The organism is Mangrovicoccus algicola, from assembly GCF_014903745.1.
In the GTDB taxonomy this organism is placed as follows: Bacteria; Pseudomonadota; Alphaproteobacteria; order Rhodobacterales; family Rhodobacteraceae; genus Mangrovicoccus; species Mangrovicoccus algicola.
Genome location: NZ_JACVXA010000006.1, coordinates 43,208 through 67,080, shown reverse-complemented (window position 1 = coordinate 67,080; position 23,873 = coordinate 43,208). Strand labels below are relative to the sequence as shown.

Here is a 23,873-nt window from a genome sequence, read left to right as displayed (position 1 = left end):
CAGATGCGCGGGTAGAAGCTAGGGCGGCAAGACGAAGGTCAAGCCGTCAGTCGCGGCGGATATCCTCGCCGGCATCGGTCCAGGCGGCCTTGTCCAGCGCCAGGTCGGGGAAGGCCTCCGGGTCGAAGACCGGCTCGCGCCCGGCGGCCAGCTGGGCGCGGTAATCCTTCAGCACCCGCATCGCGGTGGGAAACAGCATAGCCAGCGCCACCAGGTTGACCAGCGCCAGCACCCCCATCATCGGGTCGGAGAAGTTGAAGACATACAGCGCATCCGGCGCATTCGCCCCGAAGAAGACCAGCACGATCACGAGGATCCGCAGCCCGTGCAGCGCCATCGGATTGCCGGTCAGGAAGCTCAGCGCGTTCTCTCCCAGATAGTAGTTGTAGATGATGGAGGAGAAGGAGAAGAGCAGCACCGCCGCCGTCAGGAAATAGCTGGACCAGCCGCCGACATGGCTGGCCAGGGCCTGCTGGGTCAGGACCACCCCGTCCATGTCCTCGGCGCCCGGCTGGTAGACATCGCTCAAGAGGATCATGAAGGCGGTGCAGGAGCAGATGATGATCGTGTCGATGAAGACCGACAGCGACTGCACGATCCCCTGCGACACCGGATGCGGCACATAGGCGACGGCGGCCACGTTGGGGGCGGAGCCCAGCCCGGCCTCGTTGGAGAAGAGCCCGCGGCGCAGGCCCTGCGCGATGGCCGCGCCCATGCCGCCCGCCACCGCCTCGCGCAGGCCGAAGGCATTGGCGACGATGTCGATGATCATCGCGGGGACATGCAGGATGTTGATCAGCACGACGATCGCGGCCATGCCCAGATAGCCGATCGCCATGATCGGGATGATGACATCGGCCACGCGCGCGATGCGGCGGATGCCGCCATAGACGACCAGACCCGCGATCCCCGCCAGCAGGACGCCGGTATAAAGCCGCGGCGTGCCCAGTGATTCCTCGAAGGCCCCGGCCACGGTATTGCCCTGGAACGCGTTGAACCCGAGCGCGAAGGCGGCGATCAGGCAGATCGAGTAGACGACCGCCAGCCAGCGGAATTCCGGCCCCAGCCCCTGGGTGATGTAGCGCGCGGGCCCGCCGCGATAGGTGCCGTCGGACTGGGCCTCCTTGAAGGTCTGGGCCAGCAGGCATTCGATCAGGCTGGTGGCCATGCCGACCAGCGCGATCATCCACATCCAGAACACTGCGCCCGGGCCGCCGACGGTGATCGCCACGGCCACGCCCGCGATGTTGCCGCCGCCGACCCGGCCGCCGACCGAGACCAGCAGCGCCTCGCGCGAACTGACATGGCCCTGCTTGCGGGCCTCGGGATCGCCCTTGAGGACCGCGAACATCCGGCGGAAGAAACGGATCTGGACGAAATCCGAGACCAGCGTGAAGAAAACGCCCAGCACGACGAGGAAGGGGATCAGCGCCCAGCCCCAGGTCAGATCGTTTATCAGGTTGAAGAAACTGTCCAAAATTCCCATGCGGGCACCTTCCCTGTAAGCTGTTCTTTGACTGGACTATGGCCCGCGCGGAGCCCTTGACGAGTCATTAACAACCCCTTCCCCCCGGCGCAGCGGAAATTTTCGCCAATGGCGGTTTTTTCAGGCATGCCGCCGGGCCTGCGGGGCACGCGCAGCCGCGCCCGTTGCAGCCCATTCGATGTTGTTCCGTTGCGGATTGCCCCTTGAACACCCGCGGCGCGGGGCCTATATTCCGGATTGTCCTTCGGGACTATGGGCATAAACGCGCACGTAATAAACGGATCGGACCCGGGGGCGGTACCCGGCGGCTCCACCATATATCCCTTTGTTGGGGGGACGATTGGGGCCGAAACAGGATCGACGGACGTCTAAAGGTGTTAGCTTTGTCCCGGTGAGATACCACCGTTATCGGTTCGCTAAGCATAATTGCCAACAACAATCGTGCTCCGGTGGCTCTCGCAGCGTAAGCTGTGCGAAACGCCGAAATTTAAGCCCTTGCGCCTAGCAGCGTAAGGCGGGGTTCGCAGGTACCTGGCAACAGAAACCTGCACTTTCCCCTTCTGTCCTGCCTGCATCTGCAAGTGACCCCTCCGGCGGCGGGCGCTGCCGAATGCGCATGTCTTCCCGGATGCTGCATCCTTCCGGGCAGCCTCTCGGCACTGCGCGCCGGGGGCGGTCGGCGGTTCCGTCGTCTTCCTCTTCGCGCAGGGATGCAGGGCGGCGCGGCTGCGCCCCACTTTCACCGCGCCCGCCGCGATGCTCAGCCGCGCCCGGCCGCCACGGCCTTGTCCTGCATCTCGACCAGCCCCGGTTCCGCCGGGGCGGATTCCGGCGGGGTCGCCGCGCCGGGGCGCTCGGGCGGATAGACCAGCCCGGCCGAGATCACCAGCTTGGCCGCGTCCTCGACGCTCATGTCCAGCTCGATCACGTCGCGGCGCGGGAAATACAGCAGGAAGCCCGAGGTCGGGTTGGGCGTGGTCGGCACGAAGACCGACAGCAGGTCGTCGTCGCAGGGCGCGCGGCGGTTGATCTCGCCCTTGGCGGGCGTGGAGATGAAGCCGAGCGCCCAGACGCCGCGGCGCGGATACTCGATCATGCAGGCGCGGTCGAAACTGGTATCCTGCTGGGCGAAGACCGTCTCGGCGATCTGCTTCAGCCCGTTATAGATCGACCGCACGACCGGCATCTGCCCGACCAGCTCCTCGGCCGCATTGATCAGCGACCGGCCGATGATGCCCTTGGCGACCCAGCCGACGAAGATGGTGAAGAGCAGCAGGAAGATGACGCCGACGCCGCGCAGGTTGATCCCGATATACTGTTCGGGATTGAACCGCGCGGGCACCAGCGGCAGCACGAATCCGTCGATCCAGCCCACCACCGTCCAGATCAGGTAGATGGTCAGGCCGATCGGCGCGATCACCACCAGGCCGGTCAGGAAACTGGCGCGCAGGCTGGCCAGCATCCGGTGCTTGCGCGGCCGGGAGGGCTGATTGGGGTCTTCGAAGGGCTCTAGCATCTGGAAACGGGGATCCTCGGGGCGCAGGGGGGCCTCTGCCGGAATTTAGGCCCTGCGGGCAGGGCGCACAATGGGCGGCGGCGCGGGCGGGGCGCCGCCGCGGCGGGCTCAGCCCTGTCTGGTGAATTCTTTGGCAATGGCCGCGGCCAGCCGGGCGTTGTTGCGCACCAGCGCGATATTCGTCTCCAGCGACCGGCCGCCGGTGAGCTCGAGGATGCGGCCCAGCAGGAAGGGCGTGACGGCCTTTCCCTGGATGCCCTGCGCGGCGGCCTCGTCATTTGCCCGGGCGATCACCGGCTGCAGTTCCGCCGCCGGGATCTCCTCGGCCGGGGGCACCGGGTTGGCGACCAGCTGCCCGCCGGGCAGGCCGAGCGCCGCGCGCATCTTCGCGGCGGCGGCAATGGCGGCGGGGTCGTCCATGCGCAGCGGCGCGGCCAGGCCGCTGTCGCGCGACCAGAAGGCGGGCAGGGCATCCTGCCCGTAGGCGATCACCGGCACGCCCAGGGTCTCCAGGACCTCCAGCGTCTTGGGAATGTCCAGGATCGCCTTCGCCCCCGCGCAGACCACGGTCACCGGCGTCTGGGCCAGTTCCTGCAGATCGGCGGAGATGTCGAAGCTTTCCTCGGCGCCGCGATGCACGCCGCCGATCCCGCCGGTGGCGAAGACCCCGATGCCCGCCGCCTGCGCCGCGATCATCGTGGCGGCGACCGTGGTCGCGCCCGTGGCGCCGGTGGACAGCGCCACCGCCAGGTCGGCGCGGCTGAGCTTGGCGACATCGCTGCGCTGCGCCAGCGCCTCCAGCGCGGGACCGTCCAGCCCGACATGCAGCACGCCGTCGATCACCGCGATCGTGGCGGGCACGGCCCCGGCCTGGCGGATGTCGTTTTCCACCGCGCGCGCGGTTTCCAGGTTGCGCGGGAAGGGCATCCCGTGGGTGATGATCGTGCTTTCCAGGGCGACGACGGGCGCGCCGAACTGGCGCGCGGCGGCGACTTCGGACGAATAGCGGATCTCGAGCGTCATGAGATGTCCTCTCCGGCAACGTAACGGGCGGCGGATTGCGTGGCATGGGCCAGGGCCTCGCCGCGGCCCATGCCCTGAAGTTCGGCGGCGATATGCACCGCCATCAGCGTGTCGCCCGCGCCGGTGACGCGGCGGGGCTCCACCAGCGGCGGGGTGGCGCGGTAGCAGTTGGTCGCCGACAGGTCCACAGCCTCGCCGATCCCGTCGGTGACGATGCAGCGTTCCGCCCCGGCCTTCAGCAGCGCGCGCGCCGCGCCCCCGGCATCGGGGGCGTTGCAGCCCGACAGCAGGTTCGCCTCCTCGCGGTTGACATAGAGCGTGCCGCGCCCCCCCGCGAGAAAGGCGGTGAGCCGGTCGGCCTTGCCGGGGCTGGCAGGCGCGATGCGCAGGTCGGCGGCGGCGAAGAGGGGGCTGGCCGCGATCACGCCCAAGAGCGCGGCGGTCAGGTTGCCGTCCAGCGCGATGGTCCCGCCATAGGGAAAGGCCGGGCTGCCCAGCCGACCGTCCTCCAGCGGCGCGAGGATGGCGTCGCCCGCCGCTTCCAGCGAATGCGCGTCGGCAATGGCGGCGATCAGCCCGTTCGCCCCCTCGACGGCCATGTAGGCATCCGTGGGAAGGTCCGCGCGCCGCAGCGCCAGCGCCAGGTCGACGCCCCGGCGCGCGCAGGCCGCGGCCAGCGTGTCGCCCTCCGCATCGGTGCCCAGCACGGTCAGCACCTGGGGCGCCATGCCCAGCCGGGCCAGCGCCATGGCGATGTTCAGCGCGACGCCCCCGGGGACGCGGCGGATGCGGCCGGGACGGTCCTGGCCGGCCTCCATCACCTGCTCGTGACGGCCGATCGTGTCCCACAGCGCCGAGCCGATGCAAAGGATGTGTCTGTTCGGGGTCATGGCCGATCCATTGGCCGCGCAGCCGCGCGGGTGCAAGGCTTTCCTGCGGCGCTCCGGCGCTTTGCCGCCGATTGTTCCCGCAAAGCGTCAGCGCGGGAAGGGGCGGCGGGCCCGGGCGGGATGGCGCGGGCGCCCGTGCCGGACGCGGCCGCGGCGATGGTGCTTGCGTCCGGCGCCGGAAGGCTCTATAGGCGCGTCCATCTCGCAGGCAGGGTCCGGGCCTTTCGGGGGAGACATCCCCGTCAGGTCCACCGGTTGGGGCATCCGCCCCTCAAAGACCCTGCCAAGGCTCAAACCGGAAAGGACAGGACATGAGCGTAGATTTCACCATGCGCCAGCTGCTGGAAGCTGGCGTCCACTTCGGGCACCAGACGCAGCGCTGGAACCCGCGGATGCAGGAATTCATCTACGGTGAACGCAACGGCATCCACATCCTCGACCTCACCCAGACCGTCCCGATGCTGGACGCCGCTCTGCAGGCCGTCAAGGAAACCGTCGCCAAGGGCGGCCGCGTGCTGTTCGTCGGCACCAAGCGCCAGGCGCAGAAGCCGATCGCCGATGCCGCGGAGAAATGCGCGCAGTACTACATGAACCACCGCTGGCTGGGCGGCACGCTGACCAACTGGAAGACCGTCTCCCAGTCGATCAACCGCCTGAAGGCCATCGACGAGCAGATGGCCGTCGGCGCCGAGGGCCTGACCAAGCGCGAGCGCCTCTCCATGGAGCGCGAGCAGACCAAGCTGCAGGCCTCGCTGGGCGGGATCCGCGAAATGGGCGGCGTGCCGGACATGCTGTTCATCATCGACGTCAAGAAAGAGGACCTGGCCATCCTCGAGGCCAAGAAGCTGGGCATCCCGGTCGTCGCGGTCGTCGACACCAACTGCTCGCCCGAGGGCGTCGACTATGTCATCCCCGGCAACGATGACGCGGCGCGCGCCATCGGCCTGTATTGCGACCTGGTCGCGCGTGCCGCGCTGGACGGCATGACCGCGCAGATGGGCGCGGCAGGCATCGATCTGGGCGAGTTCGAGGAACTGGCCGAGGAAGACCTGGGCGCGGCCGAAGAGCCGGCGCTGGCCGAAGAACCGGCCCAGGGCTGATCCGTCGCGGGGGCCCTGGCGGCCCCCGTTACACGATTGACATGACCCGCGGATAGCTCCGCAGGGGATCCAGACGAAAACGAGGAGAGCACCATGGCGATTACCGCAGCACTGGTGAAGGAACTTCGCGACAAGACCGGCGCCGGCATGATGGACGCCAAGAAGGCGCTGACCGAGACCGATGGCGACATGGAAGCCGCGGTTGACTGGCTTCGCACCAAGGGTCTGGCCAAGGCCGCCAAGAAATCCGGCCGCACCGCCGCCGAGGGCCTGGTCGCCGTCGCCGTCGAGGGCGGCAAGGGCGTCGCCGTCGAGGTGAACTCCGAAACCGACTTCGTCGCCAAGAACGCCGAGTTCCAGTCCATGGTCAAGGCGATCTCCGTCGCGGCGCTGAACGTGTCGGATGTCGAGGCGCTGAACGCGGCCGATCTGGGCGGCAAGTCCGTCGAGGCGACGCTGACCGACAAGATCGCCACCATCGGCGAGAACATGACCCTGCGCCGCATGGCTGCCCTGGAAGGCGCCTCCGTCGTCTCCTACGTGCACAATGCCGCGGCCGACGGCATGGGCAAGATCGGCGTGCTGGTCGCGCTGTCGGGCGAGAACGAGGCCTTCGGCCGCCAGGTCGCCATGCATGTCGCCGCGATCAACCCCGCATCGCTCTCCGAGGCCGATATCAACCCGGAGCTGGTGGAGCGCGAGAAGACCGTGCTGACCGAGCAGGCCCGTGAATCCGGCAAGCCCGAAGCGGTCATCGAGAAGATGATCGAGGGCCGGATGAAGAAATTCTTCTCCGAGGTCACGCTGCTGAACCAGGCCTTCGTCATCAATCCCGACCTGACCGTCGGCGCGGCCGCCAAGGAAGCGGGCGTCGAAGTGACCGGCTTTGCCCGCATCGAGGTCGGCGAAGGCATCGAGAAGGTCGAGGAAGACTTCGCCGCCGAAGTCGCCAAGGCTGCCCAGGGCTGATCCGTCCTGACGCTATCGGGGGGCCGGAACCGCTGACGCGGCTCCGGCCCTTTTTCTTGCCCTGAAAGGACCTGCCCGTGACCCCAGAAGCCCGCCTTGCCGCCGCCATCGGGATCCTCGACCGGGTGCTGGCCGGGGAACCGGCCGAAAAGGTGCTGACCGGCTGGGCCCGCTCCAGCCGCTTCGCCGGCTCGAAGGATCGCGCCGCCATCCGCGACCATGTCTTCGATGCGCTGCGCCGCCGGCGCAGCCTTGCCGCGACGGGGGGGGCGCTGAGCGGGCGCGGGCTGATCCTGGGCTTGCTGCGCGCGGCCGGGACCGATCCGGCGGCGGTCTTCACCGGGCAGGGCCATGCTCCGGCGCCGCTTTCCGCGGCCGAGGCCGCGGAGGGCCGCCCGCCCCGGGCGGGGGCCGAGGCGGCGGATTGCCCGGACTGGCTGTGGGACCTGTCGGGCGCGGCGCAGGATGCCGCGATCCGCGCCGCCTGGGAGATCCAGCGCGATGCGGCCCCGGCCGGGATCCGCGTGCATCTGGGGCGCATCCCCCGCGAGGCCCTGGCGGCCCGGCTGGAGGCGCAGGGCATCGCGACCCGTCCCGATCCGCGCAGCCCTTCGGCGCTGGTGGCGCCCGGCCGGCCGCGCGGGCTGGTGCAGACGGCCGAATACCATGACGGGCTGTTCGAGATGCAGGATCCCGGCTCGCAATGGGTCGCGGATCAGGTGCCGCTGGAGCCGGGGCAGTCGCTGCTGGATTACTGCGCGGGCGGCGGCGGCAAGGTCCTGGCCGTGGCGGCGCGGGTCGCCGGGGAGTTCCATGCCCATGACGGCCTGCCGCGGCGCATGGCCGATCTTCCCGCCCGCGCGGCGCGGGCCGGCACCCCTGTCGCGCTGCATCAGCCGGGCGGGCGGCTGCCGGTCTGCGATACGGTTCTGGCCGATGTGCCCTGCAGCGGCAGCGGCACCTGGCGGCGGGCCCCGGATGCCAAATGGCGCCTGACCCCGCAGGACCTGGAGGAGACGATCGCCCTGCAGGCGCAGATCCTCGACCGGGCGGCGCAGCTGGTGCGCCCCGGCGGATATCTGGTGCAGGCGACCTGCTCGCTGCTGCGCGGGGAGAACGAGGATCAGGCAGAGGCCTTCCTGGCCCGGCATCCGGACTTCGCGGCGCAATCCGCCTGCACGCGGCTGCCCGATGCCCTGGCGGACGGCTATTTCGTCTCGGTCTTCCGCAGGACGGCCTGAATTCCGCTCATCCGGGTTCCGTTAACCTTTCCCGGCCAGAGTTTCCGTAAGATGCGCTTAACCAATGGTGCGCCTAACTGGGGCATCGGATTCGGCCACGGAGGCTGTGTTGAGCGTCACGTCCCTGGAGATCCCCGCGCCGCTTCGGCGGGCCTGCCTGCGGTTCCGCGGCGGGGCGCGGCCGCTTCTGCTGCTGGCGCTCGTGCTTCTCGCGACCGCGGCCTGGCTGTTTCCCCGCCCCGAATGGATGCTGGCGGCGACGGCGGCCGTGACCTTCGCGGCGCTGGCAGCGGCGGTGCTGGGCCTCGCGGCGCTGCAGATGCGTCTCCGCGCCGAGGTCGATGGCACGTTGCGCAGGATGCTGGCGCGCGATCCGGTCCCGGCCGTCGCCACCGACGGGGCGGGGCGCATCCGCTGGCGCAACGAGGAGGCGCGGAAGTTCTTCCCGGAGGAGGCCTCGGGCCTCGTCTCGCCGCTCCTGCGCGAGATCGTGGCCGATCATGCCCGGCTGGCCGCCGATCTGCTGTCGCGGGCCGCGCAGCAGGGACATGCCCGCGAGACCCGGGCCGCGATCGGGCGGATCGTCAATCTGTCGGTGCTGCGGGCCGATGATGACCGGTTCCTGTGGCGGATCGAGGAAAGCTCGGCGCAGCAGCCGCCCGATTTCGATACGCTCGACATCGCCATGATGCGGCTTTCGGCCTCCGGGCTGGTGATCTGCCGCAACCGCGCGATGCAGGTCCTCCTGGACAGGGAGGCGTCGCGGCTGGAACAGGTCATGGCGGAGCTGCCCCAGGTCTCGGGCGGATCCCAGATGGTGCAGACCGCCCTTGGCCCCTGCCTGATGCAGGTCTTCTTCCATGACACGACGATCGGCCGGGATGTCTATCTTCTGCCGCTCGCTTCCGGCGGAGCGGACGACCCCCGGCTGTTCGAGACCCTGCCGGTGCCGCTTTTGAAACTTGACGGAAACGGCGAGATCCTGCTGGCCAATCGCGGCGCGCGCGACTTGCTGGAGGACGAGATTCCGCCGGGGCGCCGGTTGCCGGAACTGGTTTCCGGTCTCGGCCGCTCGGTGACGGACTGGCTGCAGGATGCGGTCGAGGGCCGCGGGCTGAACCGGTCGGAATTCCTGCAGGTGACCAAGCAGACCAAGGATGTCTTCGTCCAGGTCACGCTCAAGCCTCTGCCGGACCGGGAACAGGCGGATCTGATCGCCGTGCTCAATGACGCGACCGAGCTGAAGACCCTGGAGGCGCAGTTCGTCCAGAGCCAGAAGATGCAGGCCATCGGTCAGCTTGCCGGTGGCGTGGCGCATGATTTCAACAACTTGCTGACCGCGATTTCGGGCCATTGCGACCTGCTGCTGCTGCGGCATGAGCAGGGCGATCCGGAATATGCCGATCTCGTCCAGATCCATCAGAACACCAACCGCGCCGCCTCGCTGGTCGGGCAGCTGCTCGCCTTCTCGCGCAAGCAGACGCTCCAGCCCGAGGTGGTCGACCTGCGCGATACCCTGTCGGAGCTGACGCATCTGCTGAACCGGCTCGTCGGCGAGAAGATCACGCTGAAGCTGATGCACGATCCGAACCTCGCGCCCATCCGGGCCGACAAGCGCCAGCTGGAACAGGTCATCATGAACCTGGTGGTGAATTCGCGCGATGCCATGCCTGACGGCGGCCGCATCACCATCGAGACCGAGGCCCAGACGCTCGATCGCGAGCTTCGCCGCAACCGCGCAGCCATCCCGGCGGGGGATTATTCGGTGGTGAAGGTGATGGATCACGGCGTCGGGATCTCGCCGGACAAGATGACCAAGGTCTTCGAACCCTTCTATACCACCAAGCGCACGGGCGAGGGCACCGGCCTGGGCCTGTCGACCGCTTACGGGATCGTCAAGCAGACCGGCGGCTTCATCTTCGTGGAAAGCGAACTGGGCCGCGGCACCAGCTTCATCCTGTATTTCCCGGCCTATGTGCCGCGCGACCCCGCCCCGGCGGAGCCGTCCCTGCCCGACGTGCAGGAACAGGCGATCCAGGCGGAAGGCGTCGTGCTGCTGGTGGAGGATGAAGCACCCGTGCGCGCCTTTGCCTCGCGGGCGCTGCGTCTGCGCGGCTACACGGTGCTGGAGGCGGAAAATGCCGAGGAGGCGCTGGAGACCCTGTCGGATGACGACCTGGAAGTCGATGTCTTCGTCACGGATGTGGTCATGCCCGGCATGGACGGGCCCAGCTGGGTGACCCAGGCCCTCAGGACGCGGCCGGACACCCGGGTCGTTTTCGTGTCCGGCTATGCGGAGGATGCCCTGGCCGACCACAAGAGCCGCATCCCGAACTCGGTCTTCCTGCCGAAACCCTTCTCGCTCAATGACCTGACCAGAACCGTGCAGGCGCAATTCGCCAACCGGATGCATTGAGCAGGGACGGGCTTTGCCGCGTGTCGTTGCTGCGGGCCCCGCCGGGGCGGAGCGCGCGATGGTCGCCTGGCAGGGCGGGATCTACCAGAAACAGACGAGGCCGGTGGCGGTGGTGCCGGTGGCGCGCACCCTGCGGACGCGCAGGGGATAGACCATGCCGGCCTGGACGTTCTGCAACGTCACCACGGCGTCTTCGGGGCTTCCGACCAGTTCCACGGCCAGCGCGCCGCCGCCGCCGACATAGATGGCGCGCGATGCGACGGGCAGGCTGGCCGTGTCGCTGGGGATCACGGGATCCGCTCCGCTCGCGGGAGCGGTCAGGCTGGGGGAATGGGTATCGAACTTGTCGGTCATCTTGAGCTCCTTGGGCGGGGGGGGCGCCTGGGTGAGGGCGGGGCGGTTTCGCAATCTGCCCGGCCCGGCCGGGACGCCGCGGATCGTGGCCGCAAAGCGTTAACCGTGCCGAAACCCGGCGTGCGCCGCGTCAGGCGCCGGTCACGACCGGGCGGGGCGCAGCGGCGCAACGGGTGTCGCCTCGCCGTTTTGCGAAAGCGGCGGTGCGTCCCCGCCCCGTGCCCCGTTCCGGCGCGTCGCCATGCCTGTCCCGGACCCGCCCGGGCTCCGCGGGGCATCCCCCGAGCCGGTCGGCGAACGGGGCGCGTCTGGACGGAGGGTGCGGTCGCGTGGTGACTGCCGGGGGGTCGCATTGCGCCGAAACAACAGGCGCAGGGCGCCGACGGCACACGGTGCCGAACCGGGCCCTGCCGGGGTGTTGCAGGCGGAAGGCGGCGGTCCGAATCCGTGTTGCCGCCTGCGGTCCGTGCAATCGGCGGTGGCAGCCAGGCGCGGCGAAGCAGCGGCCTCCCGCGCCTTTCGGCCGCGGCGATCTTTTCGCGTCGCCATGCCGCCTGCGGTGCCCTGCTCAGGCGGCGCCGCTGACCGGATGGCGCTGGCTGGCGATCATCTGCTCGATCTCGACTTCATATTCGGCGATCTCGCCGATCAGCTCTGCCATCAGCGGTGCGAGGTGGTCGGCATAGGGTTTCCAGCCCTCGGAACTGCCCCGATAGATGCCGCGGCGTACCTGGCCCAGGCTTGCGGTGCGCACCGTCGCAGAGCTGCCGCGGAACTCGGTCAGCCCGTCTTCCCGTTCGAGACCGCAGAATTCGAGCATCGCCGCGATCCAGCGGGCGGGGGCCTCGGTGAGGGGTTCATAGGGCAGTGCCATGATCCGGTCGGGGAAGCTCCGGCGCCAATCTGCCATCGCGCCCTCCGTCAGGCGGTAGAACTCGGCGATCGTGGCGAAGCGATGGGCATAGCCGTAGCCTTCGGCAAAGCGAAGCCGGAAGGCGGAGAAGCCGGTGGCCATCGGGTGGCGGCGGCAATGGATCACGCGGGCGCCGGGGATCGCCTTCAGCGCCAGGCCGCAGAGAAAGGCGTTGGGCGGCATCTTGTCGAGGACCACCGACGCGCCGCGGCAGTCGGGGGGAATGGCCTGCAGGTAGGCCTCGCGAAAGCTGTCGGCATCGATCCGCGCGCCGCTGTCGCGAAGCTGCGTATAGACCTCCGCCAGACGCGGGCTTTCGCCGATCGAGGCGACCCGGCTGTGGCGCAGCAGGATCTGCTCGGCCAGGGTGGTGCCCGATCGCGGCATGCCGACGATGAAGACCGGGCACGGCTCAGCCGGTGCGCAGGCGGGTGCGGTCATGGCGGCGGCAAGGGCCGGGGCGCGGGTGGCCGTGGCGCGGATCATCGCCATGTATCGCGCGATCTCCGCATCGGGTTTCAGCGCATTCGCCAGGGCAAGGCACCGGAACGCCGCGTCCGTCTCGCCCAGCTGCTCGGCCAGACGTGCCAGGGCGTAGGCGGCCATCTCGTGGTCGCTGCGGGGCAGGGCGGGATCGGCCAGCGCGGCCTGAAGCTGCGCGATTACCTCCGGTTCCCGCGTGAGATCGGCATGGCGCGACAGGTTGTAGAGCCCGGCCACCGCCAGCGCGCCCCTGCGTGCGGCCCGCAGCAGGACCTCCTGCGCCTCCTCCATCCGGCCCAGGAAGGCCAGCGAACTGCCCAGCACGTTGATTGCCTCGGCATCCAGCGCTCCGCTGTCCTGCAGCCCGCCAAGCACGGCGGCCGCCCCGGCATGATCCCCCGCGAAAGCCAGCGCGATCCCGTGGCTGCAGCACAGCCCGGGGTGGTCGGGATGGCGCGCCAGCAGCGGTGCCAGCCGGTCCAGCGCGTCCCGGGGCCGGTCCGCGACGCATAGCGCCCGCGCCTCGAAGGCGGCAAGGGCGGGGTCGGCGGGACAGGCGCGTGCCAGGATGCCCGACAGGGCCAGCGCATGCGCCGTGGCGCCGTTGCGCACCAGGGCGCGGCAATCCCCGATCAGCGCGCGCCGCTGCGCGACGTCCAGCCCGCGCAGGGCGGCCAGGGCGCGGGCATTGCCGGGATCGCGGTCCAGCACCCGTCCCCAGGTCAGGACAGCCCCGGGCAGGTCGCGGGCGGCCAGGGCCTGCGCCCGCGCCAGCATCGGGCCGGTGGAATTCCTCTTTCCGGCCGTCTTCTTCCTGCCGACCGTTTTCTTCCGTCGCGCCATCCGCGCCCCTCCGCCGCCTGCCATCCCGCCGAGGCTAGGCGCCGGAGCCTTGCGCCCGGGTTAACGGGTGCGGGCTCAGGAGATTTCGAAGGGCACCACCCGGCGCACCCGGGCATCGACCGAGATCTGCCCATGGATCGGGGGCACGGACCGCTGCGGACAGCGGCGGCGTTCGCAGATGCGGCACGAACTGCCGATCAGGTCGTAATCCTCCGCCCGGTCGATCGCCAGCCCGTCGGAATAGACCGTCTCGGGCGCATGGGCGACCGGACAGCCAAGCGCGATGGCATAGCGCCGGATCGGGGCGCGAAACCCGGTGCCGCGCTTGGTGATGGTGCGCGCGATGCTGATGTAGCGTTCGCCGTCGGGGGTCTCGGCCAGCTGGCGCACGATCTCGCCCGGGCGCTCGAAGGCCTGGTGCACGCCCCAGAGCGGACAGGCCCCGCCGAAGCGCGCGAATTGCAGCCGCGTCGCGGAATGGCGCTTGGTGATGGTCCCGGCGCGGTCGACGCGCAGGAAGAAGAACGGCACGCCGCGCGCCCCGGGGCGCTGCAGGGTCGACAGCCGGTGGGCGACCTGTTCCAGCGAGGCGCCGAAACGTTCGGCCAAGAGCTCGATGTCATGGCGCAGCCCGCGCGCGGCGGAAAGGAACCGGCCATAGGGCAGCATCGCGGCCCCGGCGAAGTAATTGGCCAGCCCGATCCGGGCGATGGAGCGGGCCTCGCGGCTGCGGAACCGCGCCTCGTCCAGGATCCGTTCGATCGCGTCATGTTCCTCGGCCAGCGCGATCTGCTGCCAGATCTGGAAACTCTGCGTGGCGCGCGGCGCATCGGCATTGACCAGCAGTCGGCCTGCGCCGGGATCATGGATGCGGTAGATGTCGGGATCCATCGTGCCGCGCTCGAACACCACGCTCATCCCGTGGGTGCCGCGCAGGCGTTCGGTGCCCAGCTTCAGATGGTTGCCGCCCTCCAGGCCGATCTCGGTGGCCAGCGCCTCCGCCCCGCGATCCAGCCAGTCGATGTAGTTGTTGGCATAGTTGAAGAAATCGCGCACCTCCTCATAGGGCAGGGGGAGGGCGTCGATCTGTTCGTGCTGCAACGCGTCATCGAGCGAGGCCATGCGGTCCTTGGCGGCCTGATAGGCGCGCTGCAGCGTCAGGAAGGCATGGGCGAAATCCGGGGTATTGGTGATCGCGATCTTCAGATCCTGGCGCGAGGGACGGCGTTCGGCGAAGATCGGGTCGGACAGCGCCTCGTGCAGGTCGTTGACGATCCGGTCGCCGTCATCGGCGGCAAAGCGGGCGATATCCACGCCGAACCCGTCGACCAGCGCCAGGATCACGCCGGCGGAGAGCGGGCGCTGGTTGTTTTCCAGCTGGTTGACGTAGCTTGTCGAGATGCCAAGCCTTTCGGCGAATTGCCGCTGCGTCAGGTTTTCCGCCTGGCGCAGATTGCGCAGCCGCGCCCCGGCAAAGAGCTTTCTGCCTTCCACGGACCCGCGCCTCCCCGGCAAGAACGATGTCGCAAGTTTGCAATTCACAGTTTACAATAAACAAACATTTGCAATCGCACATGTCCAGATCTTCCCGCCATGCCCCGGCGATGGCAGCGTCCGGCCAGGCGGTCCCGCGGCGCGCGGGGCATGCGGAGGAGGCGGCGCGCGCCGCCGCGGGGCAGGCACATCGCGCGAGGGGTCACGATGAAAGATATACTCGAAAAGCTTCAGGCGCGCCGCGAGGAGGCCTGGCTGGGCGGGGGACAGCGCCGGATCGACGCGCAGCATGCCAAGGGCAAGCTGACCGCGCGCGAGCGGCTGGAGCTGCTTCTGGATGAGGGGTCCTTCGAGGAATACGATACCTACGTCACCCATCGCTGCACCGATTTCGGCATGCAGGACCAGAAGGTCACGGGCGACGGCGTCGTCACCGGCTGGGGCACCATCAACGGCCGCATGGTCTATGTCTTCGCCCAGGATTTCACCGTCTTCGGCGGGTCGCTCAGCGAGACCCATGCCCAGAAGATCTGCAAGATCATGGACAAGGCGGTGCAGAACGGGGCGCCGGTCATCGGGCTGAACGATTCCGGCGGCGCGCGCATCCAGGAGGGCGTCGCCTCGCTCGGCGGCTATGCCGATGTGTTCAAGCGCAACGTCACCGCCTCCGGCGCGATCCCGCAGATTTCCGTCATCATGGGCCCCTGCGCGGGCGGGGCGGTCTATTCGCCGGCCATGACCGATTTCATCTTCATGGTGCGTGACAGCTCCTACATGTTCGTCACCGGCCCCGACGTGGTGAAGACCGTCACCAACGAGGTGGTCACGGCCGAGGAGCTGGGCGGGGCCGCCACCCATGCGCGGGTCTCCTCCGTGGCCGACCGGGCCTTCGACAACGACATGGAGGCGCTGGCCGAAGTGCGGCGGCTGGTCGATTTCCTGCCGCTCTCGGCGCGCGAGGCGCCGCCCTGCCTGCCCGCCATCGACGATCCCGACCGGATCGAGCCCAGTCTCGACACATTGGTGCCCGACAATCCCAACATGCCCTACGACATGCGGGAGCTGGTGACGAAGATCGCCGATTGCGGCGAGTTCCTCGAGATCCAGGAGGAATTCGCGAAAAATATCCTGACCGGGTTCATCCGCCTCGAGGGGTCTCCCGTCGGCGTGGTGGCCAACCAGCCGATGGTGCTGGCGGGCTGTCTCGACATCGACAGCGCCCGCAAGGCGGCGCGGTTCGTGCGGTTCTGCGACGCGTTCAACATCCCGATCCTGACGCTGGTGGATGTTCCCGGCTTCCTGCCCGGCACCGCGCAGGAATATGGCGGGGTGATCAAGCACGGCGCCAAGCTGCTCTTTGCCTATGGCCAGGCCACGGTGCCGATGGTGACGGTCATCACCCGCAAGGCCTATGGCGGCGCCTATGACGTCATGGCCTCCAAGCATATCGGGGCGGATGTGAACTATGCCTGGCCCACCGCCGAGATCGCGGTGATGGGGGCCAGGGGCGCGACCGAGATCCTCTATCGTTCGGAACTGGGCGACGCGGCGCGCATCGCGGCGCGCACGCAGGAATACGAGGAGCGCTTCGCCAATCCCTTCATCGCGGCGGAACGGGGCTTCATCGACGAGGTGATCATGCCGCGTTCGACCCGCCGCCGCGTGGCCCGGGCCTTCGCGGCGCTGCGCAGCAAGCGGGTGGAGCGGCCCTACAAGAAACACGACAACATCCCGCTATGACCGGAGCGCGCGAGATGACCCGTCCTGCGCGGAATCCCGGCGCGTCGCATCCCATCGCGCGGATGAGCGGAACGGCGCCTGTTGCCGCTGCGTCGCAGGACATAGGAAACTTTTTCCCCGGCAACTGCGTTACTGTACAGGAGCGTGCCCAGCTGGGCGGCGCCAACAAAGCGAATGAGGCGGAAGATGAAGAAAGTGACCTTGATCCTCGGGACCTGCGGTCTGATGGCGCTGAGCGCCTGCGGCGGGTCGGACCTGGAACGTACCGCGACCGGTGCCGTGATCGGCGGCGCGGCGGGACAGGTGATTACCGGCGACCCCGTGACGGGCGCGCTGATCGGCGGCGCCGCGGGCGCGACCTGCCGCAGCCTGGGCACCTGCCCGAACAACTGATCCGCGCGCGGACGCTCCGCGTGACCGATATCGACGGAACCCGTCGCGGGCCTGCCCCGCGGCGGGTTTTTCCTGTTCTGCGGAGTGAGACATGTTCAAGAAGATCCTGATCGCCAATCGCGGGGAGATCGCCTGCCGCGTCATCAAGACCGCGCGCCGGATGGGGATCGGCACGGTCGCGGTGCATTCCGATGCAGATGCCAATGCCCTGCATGTCCAGATGGCCGACGAGGCGGTGCATATCGGTCCCGCCGCCGCGGCGCAGTCCTATCTGGTGATCGACAAGATCCTGGACGCGGTGCGCGAAACCGGCGCCGATGCCGTCCATCCGGGCTATGGGTTCCTCAGCGAGAACAAGGCCTTCGCCGAGGCGCTGGAGCAGGCGGGCGTGGCCTTCATCGGGCCGCCCTCGGGCGCGATCGAGGCGATGGGCGACAAGATCACGTCCAAGAAGTTGGCCGACAAGGCGGGGGTCTCCACCGTGCCGGGCCATATGGGGCTGATCGCGGATGCCGCGGAGGCGGTGAGGATCGCGGCCGGGATCGGCTATCCGGTGATGATCAAGGCCTCGGCGGGCGGCGGCGGCAAGGGGATGCGCATCGCCTGGAATGACGAGGAAACCCGCGAGGGGTTCCGCGCCTCCAAGAGCGAGGCGGCCGCAAGTTTCGGCGATGACCGCATCTTCATCGAGAAATTCGTGACCGCGCCGCGCCATATCGAGATCCAGGTCCTGGCCGACCGGCACGGCAGCTGCCTGTATCTCAATGAACGCGAATGCTCGATCCAGCGGCGCAACCAGAAGGTGGTCGAGGAGGCGCCCAGCCCGTTCCTGGATGCGGCGACCCGCAAGGCGATGGGCGAACAGGCCTGCGCCCTGGCCTGCGCCGTGGGCTATGCCTCGGCGGGGACGGTGGAATTCATCGTCGATGGCGACAGGAACTTCTACTTCCTCGAAATGAATACCCGCCTGCAGGTGGAACACCCGGTGACCGAACTGATCACCGGCATCGACCTGGTGGAGCAGATGATCCGCGTGGCCCAGGGCGAGGCGCTGTCCTTCGGGCAGAAGGATGTGCGCATCGACGGCTGGGCGATCGAGAACCGGCTTTACGCCGAGGATCCCTATCGCGGTTTCCTGCCCTCCACGGGGCGGCTGACGCGCTACCGTCCGCCGCCGGAGGGGGAGGCGCCGGGGGGGGCGGTCCTGCGCAACGATACCGGGGTCTATGAAGGGGCCGAAATCTCGGTGCATTACGACCCGATGATCGCCAAGCTCTGTGCCTGGGCGCCGACGCGGGCCGCCGCGATCGAGGCGATGCGCGATGCGCTGGACGCCTTCGAGGTGGAGGGGATCGGCCACAACCTGCCCTTCGTGGCGGCGGTGATGGATCATCCGCGCTTCGTGGCGGGCGAGATCACCACCGCCTTCATCGAGGAGGAATATCCCCGGGGCTTCGGCGGCGTCACCCTGGAGGCGTCGGCCCTGACGATGCTGGCCCGCGTGGCGCTGGGGCTGTCGGCCGTCGAGTTCGACCGCAAGTCGGCCATCACCGGCCAGCTGCGCGCCGCGCCGCGTCCCATGGCCCGGCACTGGGAGGTGGCGATCGGCGGGCAGCATGCGAAACTGGGCATCGTCCAGCGCGAGGGCGGGCGGATCACCTTCGAGGATGGCTGTGCCATGGTGCTGGACTGGATGCCGGGCCGAAGCCTCGCGCGGGCGCAGATCGACGGGCGCAGCCTGACGGTGAAGGTCGCGCCGACCGGCCAGGGCTGGCGGCTGCGCTGGCGCGGCGCGGAGGTCACGGCCTGCCCGCGCGGGCTGCGCGCCGCGGAACTGGCGCGGCTGATGCCCGAGAAACTGCCGCCGGACACGTCGCGGATGCTGCTCTGCCCGATGCCGGGGCTTCTGTCCCGCCTGGAGGTCGCGGAGGGCGACGCGGTCGAGGAGGGGCAGGCGCTGGCCGTGGTCGAGGCGATGAAGATGGAGAACACGCTGAGGGCCGAACGGCGCGGGATCGTGCGCAAGGTCAATTGCGCCCCGGGCGACAGCCTGGCCGTGGATGAGGTGATCCTGGAATTCGAATGACCCGCCGTCGCCGGCCGCCCGGCAGGGCGGGTCCGGCCGCGGCGATGCTGGGGAGAGAGACATGAGCGACAAGCTGGAGCGATGGCAGGCGCTGGCGGAGGCGGAGCTGCGCGGGCGCGCCCTCGAGACGCTGGAGCGCGAGACGCTGGAAGGCATCCGGCTCAAGCCGCTCTATACCGAGGCGGACATTGCCGGGCTGGCGCATATGGGGAGCCTGCCGGGCGAGGGGCCCTATACCCGCGGCGTGCGGGCGACGATGTATGCGGGCCGCCCCTGGACGATCCGCCAATATGCCGGCTTCTCCACCGCCGAGGAGTCGAACGCCTTCTACCGCAAGGCGCTGGCCGCGGGGCAGCAGGGCGTCTCCGTCGCCTTCGACCTGGCGACCCATCGCGGCTATGACAGCGACCACCCCAGGGTGGAGGGCGATGTCGGCAAGGCGGGCGTTGCGATCGACAGCGTCGAGGACATGAAGATCCTCTTCGACGGCATCCCGCTGGACAGGGTCTCGGTCTCGATGACCATGAACGGCGCGGTGATCCCGGTGTTGGCGAATTTCATCGTCACCGGCGAAGAGCAGGGCCATGACCGCGCGGTGCTGTCGGGGACCATCCAGAACGACATCCTCAAGGAGTTCATGGTCCGCAACACCTATATCTATCCGCCCGAGCCCTCGATGCGGATCATCGCGGACATCATCGAATACACCTCGGCCGAGATGCCGAAGTTCAACTCCATCTCGATCTCGGGCTATCACATGCAGGAGGCCGGCGCCGACCTGGTGCAGGAACTGGCCTTCACCATCGCCGACGGGCGCGAATACGTGCGCGCCGCCATCGCGCGGGGGATGGATGTGGATGCCTTCGCCGGTCGGCTGTCCTTCTTCTTCGCCATCGGCATGAATTTCTTCATGGAGGCCGCCAAGCTGCGTGCCGCGCGGACGCTGTGGCACCGGGTGATGACCGAGTTCGCCCCGAAGAAGCCGGGCAGCCTGATGCTGCGCACCCATTGCCAGACCTCGGGGGTCAGCCTGCAGGAGCAGGACCCCTATAACAACGTCATCCGCACCGCCTATGAGGCGATGTCGGCGGCGCTCGGCGGCACCCAGTCGCTGCACACCAATGCGCTGGACGAGGCGATCGCGCTGCCCACGGAATTCTCGGCCCGGATCGCGCGCAACACCCAGCTGATCCTGCAGGAGGAGACCGGCATCACCGATGTCGTCGATCCGCTGGCGGGCAGCTATTACGTGGAAAGCCTGACCGCCGCGCTGATCGACAAGGCCTGGGCGCTGATCGAAGAGGTCGAGGCGATGGGCGGCATGACCAGGGCGGTGGCCTCGGGCATGCCCAAGCTGAGGATCGAGGAGACCGCCGCGCGCCGCCAGGCGATGATCGATCGCGGCGAGGAGGTGATCGTCGGGGTCAACAAGTACCGCAAGGACCGCGAAGACCCGATCGACATCCTCGATATCGACAACACCGCCGTGCGGGCCTCGCAGGTGGCGCGGCTGGACCGGCTGCGCGCCACGCGCGATGCGGCCGCCTGCAGCACGGCGCTGGCGGAACTGGCGCGGCGCGCCCGGGAGGGCGGCAACCTGCTGGAGGCGGCGGTGGAGGCGGCGCGGGCGCGCGCCTCCGTCGGCGAGATCTCCATGGCGATGGAGGAGGTCTTCGGACGGCACAGGGCGGAGGTGAAGACTTTGGCAGGGGTGTACGGATCGGCCTATGACGGGGACGAGGGCTTCGCGGCCATCCAGAGGGAGATCGAGGCCTTCGCCGCGAAGGAGGGCCGCCGCCCGCGGATGCTGGTGGTCAAGATGGGGCAGGACGGGCATGACCGCGGTGCCAAGGTGATCGCGACGGCCTTTGCCGATATCGGCTTCGATGTCGATGTGGGCCCGCTGTTCCAGACCCCCGCGGAGGCGGCGCAGGACGCCATCGACAACGATGTCCATGTGGTCGGCATCTCGTCCCAGGCGGCGGGGCACAAGACCCTTGCGCCGCAGCTGATCGCGGCGCTGAGGGCCGAGGGGGCGGGCGATATCCTGGTGGTCTGCGGGGGCGTGATCCCGGCCCAGGACTACCAGTTCCTGCGGGATGCCGGGGTGAAGGCCATCTTCGGGCCGGGCACGAACATCCCGCAGGCCGCATCCGAGGTGCTGAGGCTGATCGCCGATTCGCGCGGCTGATCCCGGCAGAGGCGACCGGACGGACCCGATCGCGGCGGTGGAGGCGCCCGCGCGCAAAGGCGGTGCCGCGGCCCATATCCTTAGGGATATGGGCCATGTATCCGGGCGGGTAAGTCCCGGAATTACCTCACTTATTAACTATGAAGTAAAAGTAACTTTGATCTATAGGGTGGTTTGGCGACATTTATCGCCAGCAGACCTTTTTGGAGTTCAAGTCATGACTTTTTCACGCGCCCTCGTACCCCTCGCAGCCGCTCTCGGCCTCTCCGCCGGCGCTGCCGGCGCGGCCACCGTCTTCGATGTACAGTCGCCGGTCTACGAATCCTCCATCGCCGACGGCGATGTCTACGGCACGCTTCTGGCGCCGGGCGACATTGCCTCCGTCGATGTGCGGACCCAGAAGGCCGGGGGCGATACCAGCGCCGTGCTGGGGTTCAACTATGATCCGGCCAGCAGCGGGCAGAACGTCAACCTGACGCTCAACTTCTCCGAGACGGCGCTTTACGGCGCGATCACGGCCTATATCTCGGAGGATGCCACCATCAGCGCCGATGACGCCAAGGCCGAAAGCACCATGCTGACGACCCCGGCAGGCACGCTGCAATACCTGGATCTGTCGACCGATCTGACCTCGGGGCTGTTCTACGTCATCCTGGAATGGGAAAACGCGGCGACCAACAGCTTCAGCTATGATGTCTCGATCCAGCCGTCGCCCGTTCCGCTGCCCGCTTCCGCCATGCTGCTGCTGGGCGGCCTGGCCGGGATCGGCGCGCTGGCGCGTCGCCGCGCCTGAGGCCGGGGCCGCCCGGCGGTCACATCCTTGAAACTGCAAACGGCCGGGCAATCGCCCGGCCGTTTCGCGTTGCGGCCGGGCGCATCGCGCCGGGGCCGGGGCAAAAGGAAAGGGGCCGACCCTGCGGCCGACCCCTTGCTGTCCGTTCCGATCCGCCGGGGCTCAGTTGGCCTGGCGGCGCAGGAAGGCCGGGATCTCGATCCGGTCGGCTTCCTCGTCGGTTTCGACCGCTTCTTCCTGGACCTGGCGGTTGCCTGCGGCCGCGGCCGGGCGTCCGTGATCCGCGCCGGAATGGCCGGTCATGCGGTTGATCAGCGAGTTGATGCCGAAGCGCGACTTGTCGGCCTGCGGGGCCTGGGGCGCGGCGGGACGGGATTGCGCGGCGGCCGGGTCCTTGCGCACGGCGGCCTGCAGCCGCGCCAGCGCCTCGGGGGTCGGCGTTCCGGCCCCTGCAGGTCGGGTGGCGGCCGGGGCCTGCGGCGGCACCGGCGCCGCCATGGCACGTTCGGGATCGTATGCGGGCGGCGGCAGCCCGTCATCATCCTCGGCCTGGGCGGCCGGAACCTGCGGGTCCAGGTCCTGGAACAGGGTCGGTTCCTCGCGGGCCGTGTCGGCGGCGACGGCCGGCACGGGCTGGTCAAGCGCGGCGGCCTCGCCCTCCTGCTCCACCGAGACCTGCTGGGTCAGCGGCTCCGCCAGGCGGCGGCGCGGGGTCGGGACTTCCTCGGTCTTGGCGACCGCGTCGATGCCGGTCGCCACGACCGAAACGCGCATCGCGCCGTCCAGCGTGTCATCCAGCGTCGAGCCGACGATGATGTTGGCATCGGCATCGACTTCCTCGCGGATGCGGTTGGCCGCCTCGTCGAGTTCGAACAGCGTCATGTCGGCGCCGCCGGTGATGTTGATCAGCACGCCCTTCGCGCCCTTGAGGCTGATCTCGTCCAGGAGCGGGTTGGCAATCGCCTTCTCGGCCGCCTGGATCGCGCGATCCTCGCCCGAGGCCTCGCCGGTGCCCATCATCGCCTTGCCCATCTCGTCCATGACGGCGCGGACATCGGCGAAGTCGAGGTTGATCAGGCCCGGGCGCACCATCAGGTCGGTGACGCCCTTCACGCCCTGGTACAGCACGTCATCCGCCAGCGAGAACGCTTCCGTGAAGGTGGTCTTCTCGTTGGCCAGGCGGAACAGGTTCTGGTTGGGGATGATGATCAGCGTGTCGACGACCTTCTGGAGCGCCTCGACGCCCTCCTCGGCCTTGCGCATCCGCTTGGAGCCCTCGAACTGGAAGGGCTTCGTGACCACGCCCACGGTCAGGACCCCCAGCTCGCGCGCGGCCTGCGCGATGATCGGCGCGGCGCCGGTGCCGGTGCCGCCGCCCATCCCCGCGGTGATGAAGCACATGTGGCTGCCGACCAGGTGATCGACGATCTCCTCGATCGTCTCCTCCGCGGCCGCCGCCCCCACGGCGGGCCGCGCACCGGCGCCAAGTCCCTCGGTCACGCGGACGCCCATCTGGACCCGGGCCACGGACTTGCTTTGCGACAGCGCCTGGGCATCGGTATTCGCGACCACGAATTCCACGCCTTCAAGCTGCTTTTCGATCATGTTGTTGACGGCGTTGCCGCCAGCCCCACCGACGCCGAAAACCGTGATCTTCGGCTTCAGCTCGTCCTGGTCGGGCATCACGAGATTAAGGGTCATATCTCTGTCTGCCTGTCTGTTGTCCTGCGGACTTTTCGTACCGCGACTGCTCTGCTTATGTGGCCACCTTACATCGGGTGCCGCAACCGGTCATCCAAAAAAGCTTGCATTTGGTCAAAAAGCGACACTTCGCCGAAAATCCCGCATCTGCATTGACGTTGCGTCATTCCCACTTGTCGCGAGAGAAGCAAGGGCCATGTCGTCCCGAATCGCATGGGTGGCCCGATTCATCAACCCGATC

Annotated in this window: 17 protein-coding genes and 1 other RNA gene; 10 read left to right on the top strand and 8 right to left on the bottom strand. The window is 68.7% G+C overall.

Annotated elements, in window-relative coordinates:
• Positions 1 to 46: 46 nt before the first annotated feature.
• On the bottom strand, positions 47 to 1,486 hold the full coding sequence (locus tag ICN82_RS03070) for an alanine/glycine:cation symporter family protein (RefSeq protein WP_193179493.1): 1,440 nt from the start codon (positions 1,484 to 1,486) through the stop codon (positions 47 to 49).
• 199 nt (positions 1,487 to 1,685) lie between these two features.
• Here ICN82_RS03070 and ssrA point away from each other — a divergent pair.
• Positions 1,686 to 2,038: a transfer-messenger RNA gene (gene ssrA / locus ICN82_RS03065) on the top strand.
• A 208-nt stretch (positions 2,039 to 2,246) separates the two neighbouring features.
• Here ssrA and ICN82_RS03060 read toward each other — a convergent pair.
• The 3 genes from ICN82_RS03060 to ICN82_RS03050 all read right to left on the bottom strand — a co-directional run bounded on the left by ICN82_RS03060 (position 2,247) and on the right by ICN82_RS03050 (position 4,915).
• A complete protein-coding gene (locus ICN82_RS03060; protein WP_193179492.1) occupies positions 2,247 to 3,002 on the bottom strand; it encodes a DUF502 domain-containing protein in 756 nt (251 codons plus the stop codon).
• 108 nt (positions 3,003 to 3,110) lie between these two features.
• Positions 3,111 to 4,025: a pseudouridine-5'-phosphate glycosidase gene (locus tag ICN82_RS03055; protein ID WP_193179490.1), complete on the bottom strand. Its 915-nt coding sequence runs from the start codon at positions 4,023 to 4,025 to the stop codon at positions 3,111 to 3,113.
• Positions 4,022 to 4,915 (bottom strand): PfkB family carbohydrate kinase, encoded by an 894-nt coding sequence (locus tag ICN82_RS03050; protein ID WP_193179488.1) that lies wholly within the window; start codon positions 4,913 to 4,915, stop codon positions 4,022 to 4,024. The genes ICN82_RS03055 and ICN82_RS03050 overlap by 4 nt, the downstream gene beginning before the upstream one ends.
• A 311-nt stretch (positions 4,916 to 5,226) precedes the next feature.
• Between ICN82_RS03050 and rpsB the strand changes: the two genes are divergently transcribed.
• From rpsB to ICN82_RS03030, 4 genes are all read left to right on the top strand, one after another.
• Positions 5,227 to 6,015: a 30S ribosomal protein S2 gene (gene rpsB / locus ICN82_RS03045; protein WP_193179486.1), complete on the top strand. Its 789-nt coding sequence runs from the start codon at positions 5,227 to 5,229 to the stop codon at positions 6,013 to 6,015.
• A 93-nt stretch (positions 6,016 to 6,108) separates the two neighbouring features.
• The gene (gene tsf, locus ICN82_RS03040) at positions 6,109 to 6,984 is read left to right on the top strand and encodes a translation elongation factor Ts (RefSeq protein ID WP_193179485.1); all 876 of its coding nucleotides are present in this window, start codon (positions 6,109 to 6,111) and stop codon (positions 6,982 to 6,984) included.
• Between the two features lie 77 nt (positions 6,985 to 7,061).
• Positions 7,062 to 8,225, top strand: a complete 1,164-nt coding sequence (locus ICN82_RS03035; RefSeq protein WP_193179483.1) for an RsmB/NOP family class I SAM-dependent RNA methyltransferase — start codon at positions 7,062 to 7,064, stop codon at positions 8,223 to 8,225.
• A 64-nt stretch (positions 8,226 to 8,289) separates the two neighbouring features.
• Positions 8,290 to 10,641 (top strand): ATP-binding protein, encoded by a 2,352-nt coding sequence (locus ICN82_RS03030; RefSeq protein ID WP_193179481.1) that lies wholly within the window; start codon positions 8,290 to 8,292, stop codon positions 10,639 to 10,641.
• A gap of 81 nt (positions 10,642 to 10,722) precedes the next feature.
• Here the strand turns inward: ICN82_RS03030 and ICN82_RS03025 are convergent, their stop codons facing one another.
• The 3 genes from ICN82_RS03025 to ICN82_RS03015 form a co-directional block, all read right to left on the bottom strand.
• A complete protein-coding gene (locus ICN82_RS03025; RefSeq protein ID WP_193179479.1) occupies positions 10,723 to 10,995 on the bottom strand; it encodes a spike base protein, RCAP_Rcc01079 family in 273 nt (90 codons plus the stop codon).
• 568 nt (positions 10,996 to 11,563) lie between these two features.
• Positions 11,564 to 13,234: a tetratricopeptide repeat-containing sulfotransferase family protein gene (locus ICN82_RS03020; RefSeq protein ID WP_193179477.1), complete on the bottom strand. Its 1,671-nt coding sequence runs from the start codon at positions 13,232 to 13,234 to the stop codon at positions 11,564 to 11,566.
• Positions 13,235 to 13,309: 75 nt separating this feature from the next.
• A complete protein-coding gene (locus ICN82_RS03015) occupies positions 13,310 to 14,728 on the bottom strand; it encodes a helix-turn-helix domain-containing protein (RefSeq protein WP_193179475.1) in 1,419 nt (472 codons plus the stop codon).
• Between the two features lie 207 nt (positions 14,729 to 14,935).
• On the opposite strand from ICN82_RS03015, the gene ICN82_RS03010 reads away from it, so the two are divergent.
• The 5 genes from ICN82_RS03010 (at position 14,936) to ICN82_RS02990 (ending at position 21,931) form a co-directional block, all read left to right on the top strand.
• The gene (locus tag ICN82_RS03010) at positions 14,936 to 16,468 is read left to right on the top strand and encodes an acyl-CoA carboxylase subunit beta (RefSeq protein ID WP_193179473.1); all 1,533 of its coding nucleotides are present in this window, start codon (positions 14,936 to 14,938) and stop codon (positions 16,466 to 16,468) included.
• Positions 16,469 to 16,654: 186 nt separating this feature from the next.
• On the top strand, positions 16,655 to 16,861 hold the full coding sequence (locus tag ICN82_RS03005; RefSeq protein WP_193179471.1) for a glycine zipper family protein: 207 nt from the start codon (positions 16,655 to 16,657) through the stop codon (positions 16,859 to 16,861).
• A 91-nt stretch (positions 16,862 to 16,952) separates the two neighbouring features.
• The gene (locus tag ICN82_RS03000) at positions 16,953 to 18,947 is read left to right on the top strand and encodes an acetyl-CoA carboxylase biotin carboxylase subunit (protein ID WP_193179463.1); all 1,995 of its coding nucleotides are present in this window, start codon (positions 16,953 to 16,955) and stop codon (positions 18,945 to 18,947) included.
• A 61-nt stretch (positions 18,948 to 19,008) separates the two neighbouring features.
• Positions 19,009 to 21,138 (top strand): methylmalonyl-CoA mutase, encoded by a 2,130-nt coding sequence (scpA, locus tag ICN82_RS02995; protein WP_193179461.1) that lies wholly within the window; start codon positions 19,009 to 19,011, stop codon positions 21,136 to 21,138.
• 217 nt (positions 21,139 to 21,355) lie between these two features.
• A complete protein-coding gene (locus ICN82_RS02990; RefSeq protein ID WP_193179453.1) occupies positions 21,356 to 21,931 on the top strand; it encodes a VPLPA-CTERM sorting domain-containing protein in 576 nt (191 codons plus the stop codon).
• A gap of 162 nt (positions 21,932 to 22,093) precedes the next feature.
• On the opposite strand, the gene ftsZ is transcribed toward ICN82_RS02990, so the two are convergent.
• Positions 22,094 to 23,632, bottom strand: a complete 1,539-nt coding sequence (gene ftsZ / locus ICN82_RS02985) for a cell division protein FtsZ (RefSeq protein WP_193179447.1) — start codon at positions 23,630 to 23,632, stop codon at positions 22,094 to 22,096.
• Positions 23,633 to 23,873: the final 241 nt, after the last annotated feature.

Coding starts and splice junctions, on each gene's coding strand:
- ftsZ (WP_193179447.1), bottom strand. CDS start 23,632: ATGACCCTTAATCTCGTGATGCCCGACCAGGACGAGCTGAAGCCGAAG.
- tsf (WP_193179485.1), top strand. CDS start 6,109: ATGGCGATTACCGCAGCACTGGTGAAGGAACTTCGCGACAAGACCGGC.
- ICN82_RS03060 (WP_193179492.1), bottom strand. CDS start 3,002: ATGCTAGAGCCCTTCGAAGACCCCAATCAGCCCTCCCGGCCGCGCAAG.
- scpA (WP_193179461.1), top strand. CDS start 19,009: ATGAGCGACAAGCTGGAGCGATGGCAGGCGCTGGCGGAGGCGGAGCTG.
- ICN82_RS03070 (WP_193179493.1), bottom strand. CDS start 1,486: ATGGGAATTTTGGACAGTTTCTTCAACCTGATAAACGATCTGACCTGG.
- ICN82_RS03025 (WP_193179479.1), bottom strand. CDS start 10,995: ATGACCGACAAGTTCGATACCCATTCCCCCAGCCTGACCGCTCCCGCG.
- ICN82_RS03050 (WP_193179488.1), bottom strand. CDS start 4,915: ATGACCCCGAACAGACACATCCTTTGCATCGGCTCGGCGCTGTGGGAC.
- ICN82_RS03030 (WP_193179481.1), top strand. CDS start 8,290: ATGGTGCGCCTAACTGGGGCATCGGATTCGGCCACGGAGGCTGTGTTG.
- ICN82_RS03000 (WP_193179463.1), top strand. CDS start 16,953: ATGTTCAAGAAGATCCTGATCGCCAATCGCGGGGAGATCGCCTGCCGC.
- ICN82_RS03055 (WP_193179490.1), bottom strand. CDS start 4,025: ATGACGCTCGAGATCCGCTATTCGTCCGAAGTCGCCGCCGCGCGCCAG.
- ICN82_RS03020 (WP_193179477.1), bottom strand. CDS start 13,234: ATGGCGCGACGGAAGAAAACGGTCGGCAGGAAGAAGACGGCCGGAAAG.
- ICN82_RS03005 (WP_193179471.1), top strand. CDS start 16,655: ATGAAGAAAGTGACCTTGATCCTCGGGACCTGCGGTCTGATGGCGCTG.
- ICN82_RS02990 (WP_193179453.1), top strand. CDS start 21,356: ATGACTTTTTCACGCGCCCTCGTACCCCTCGCAGCCGCTCTCGGCCTC.
- ICN82_RS03010 (WP_193179473.1), top strand. CDS start 14,936: ATGAAAGATATACTCGAAAAGCTTCAGGCGCGCCGCGAGGAGGCCTGG.
- rpsB (WP_193179486.1), top strand. CDS start 5,227: ATGAGCGTAGATTTCACCATGCGCCAGCTGCTGGAAGCTGGCGTCCAC.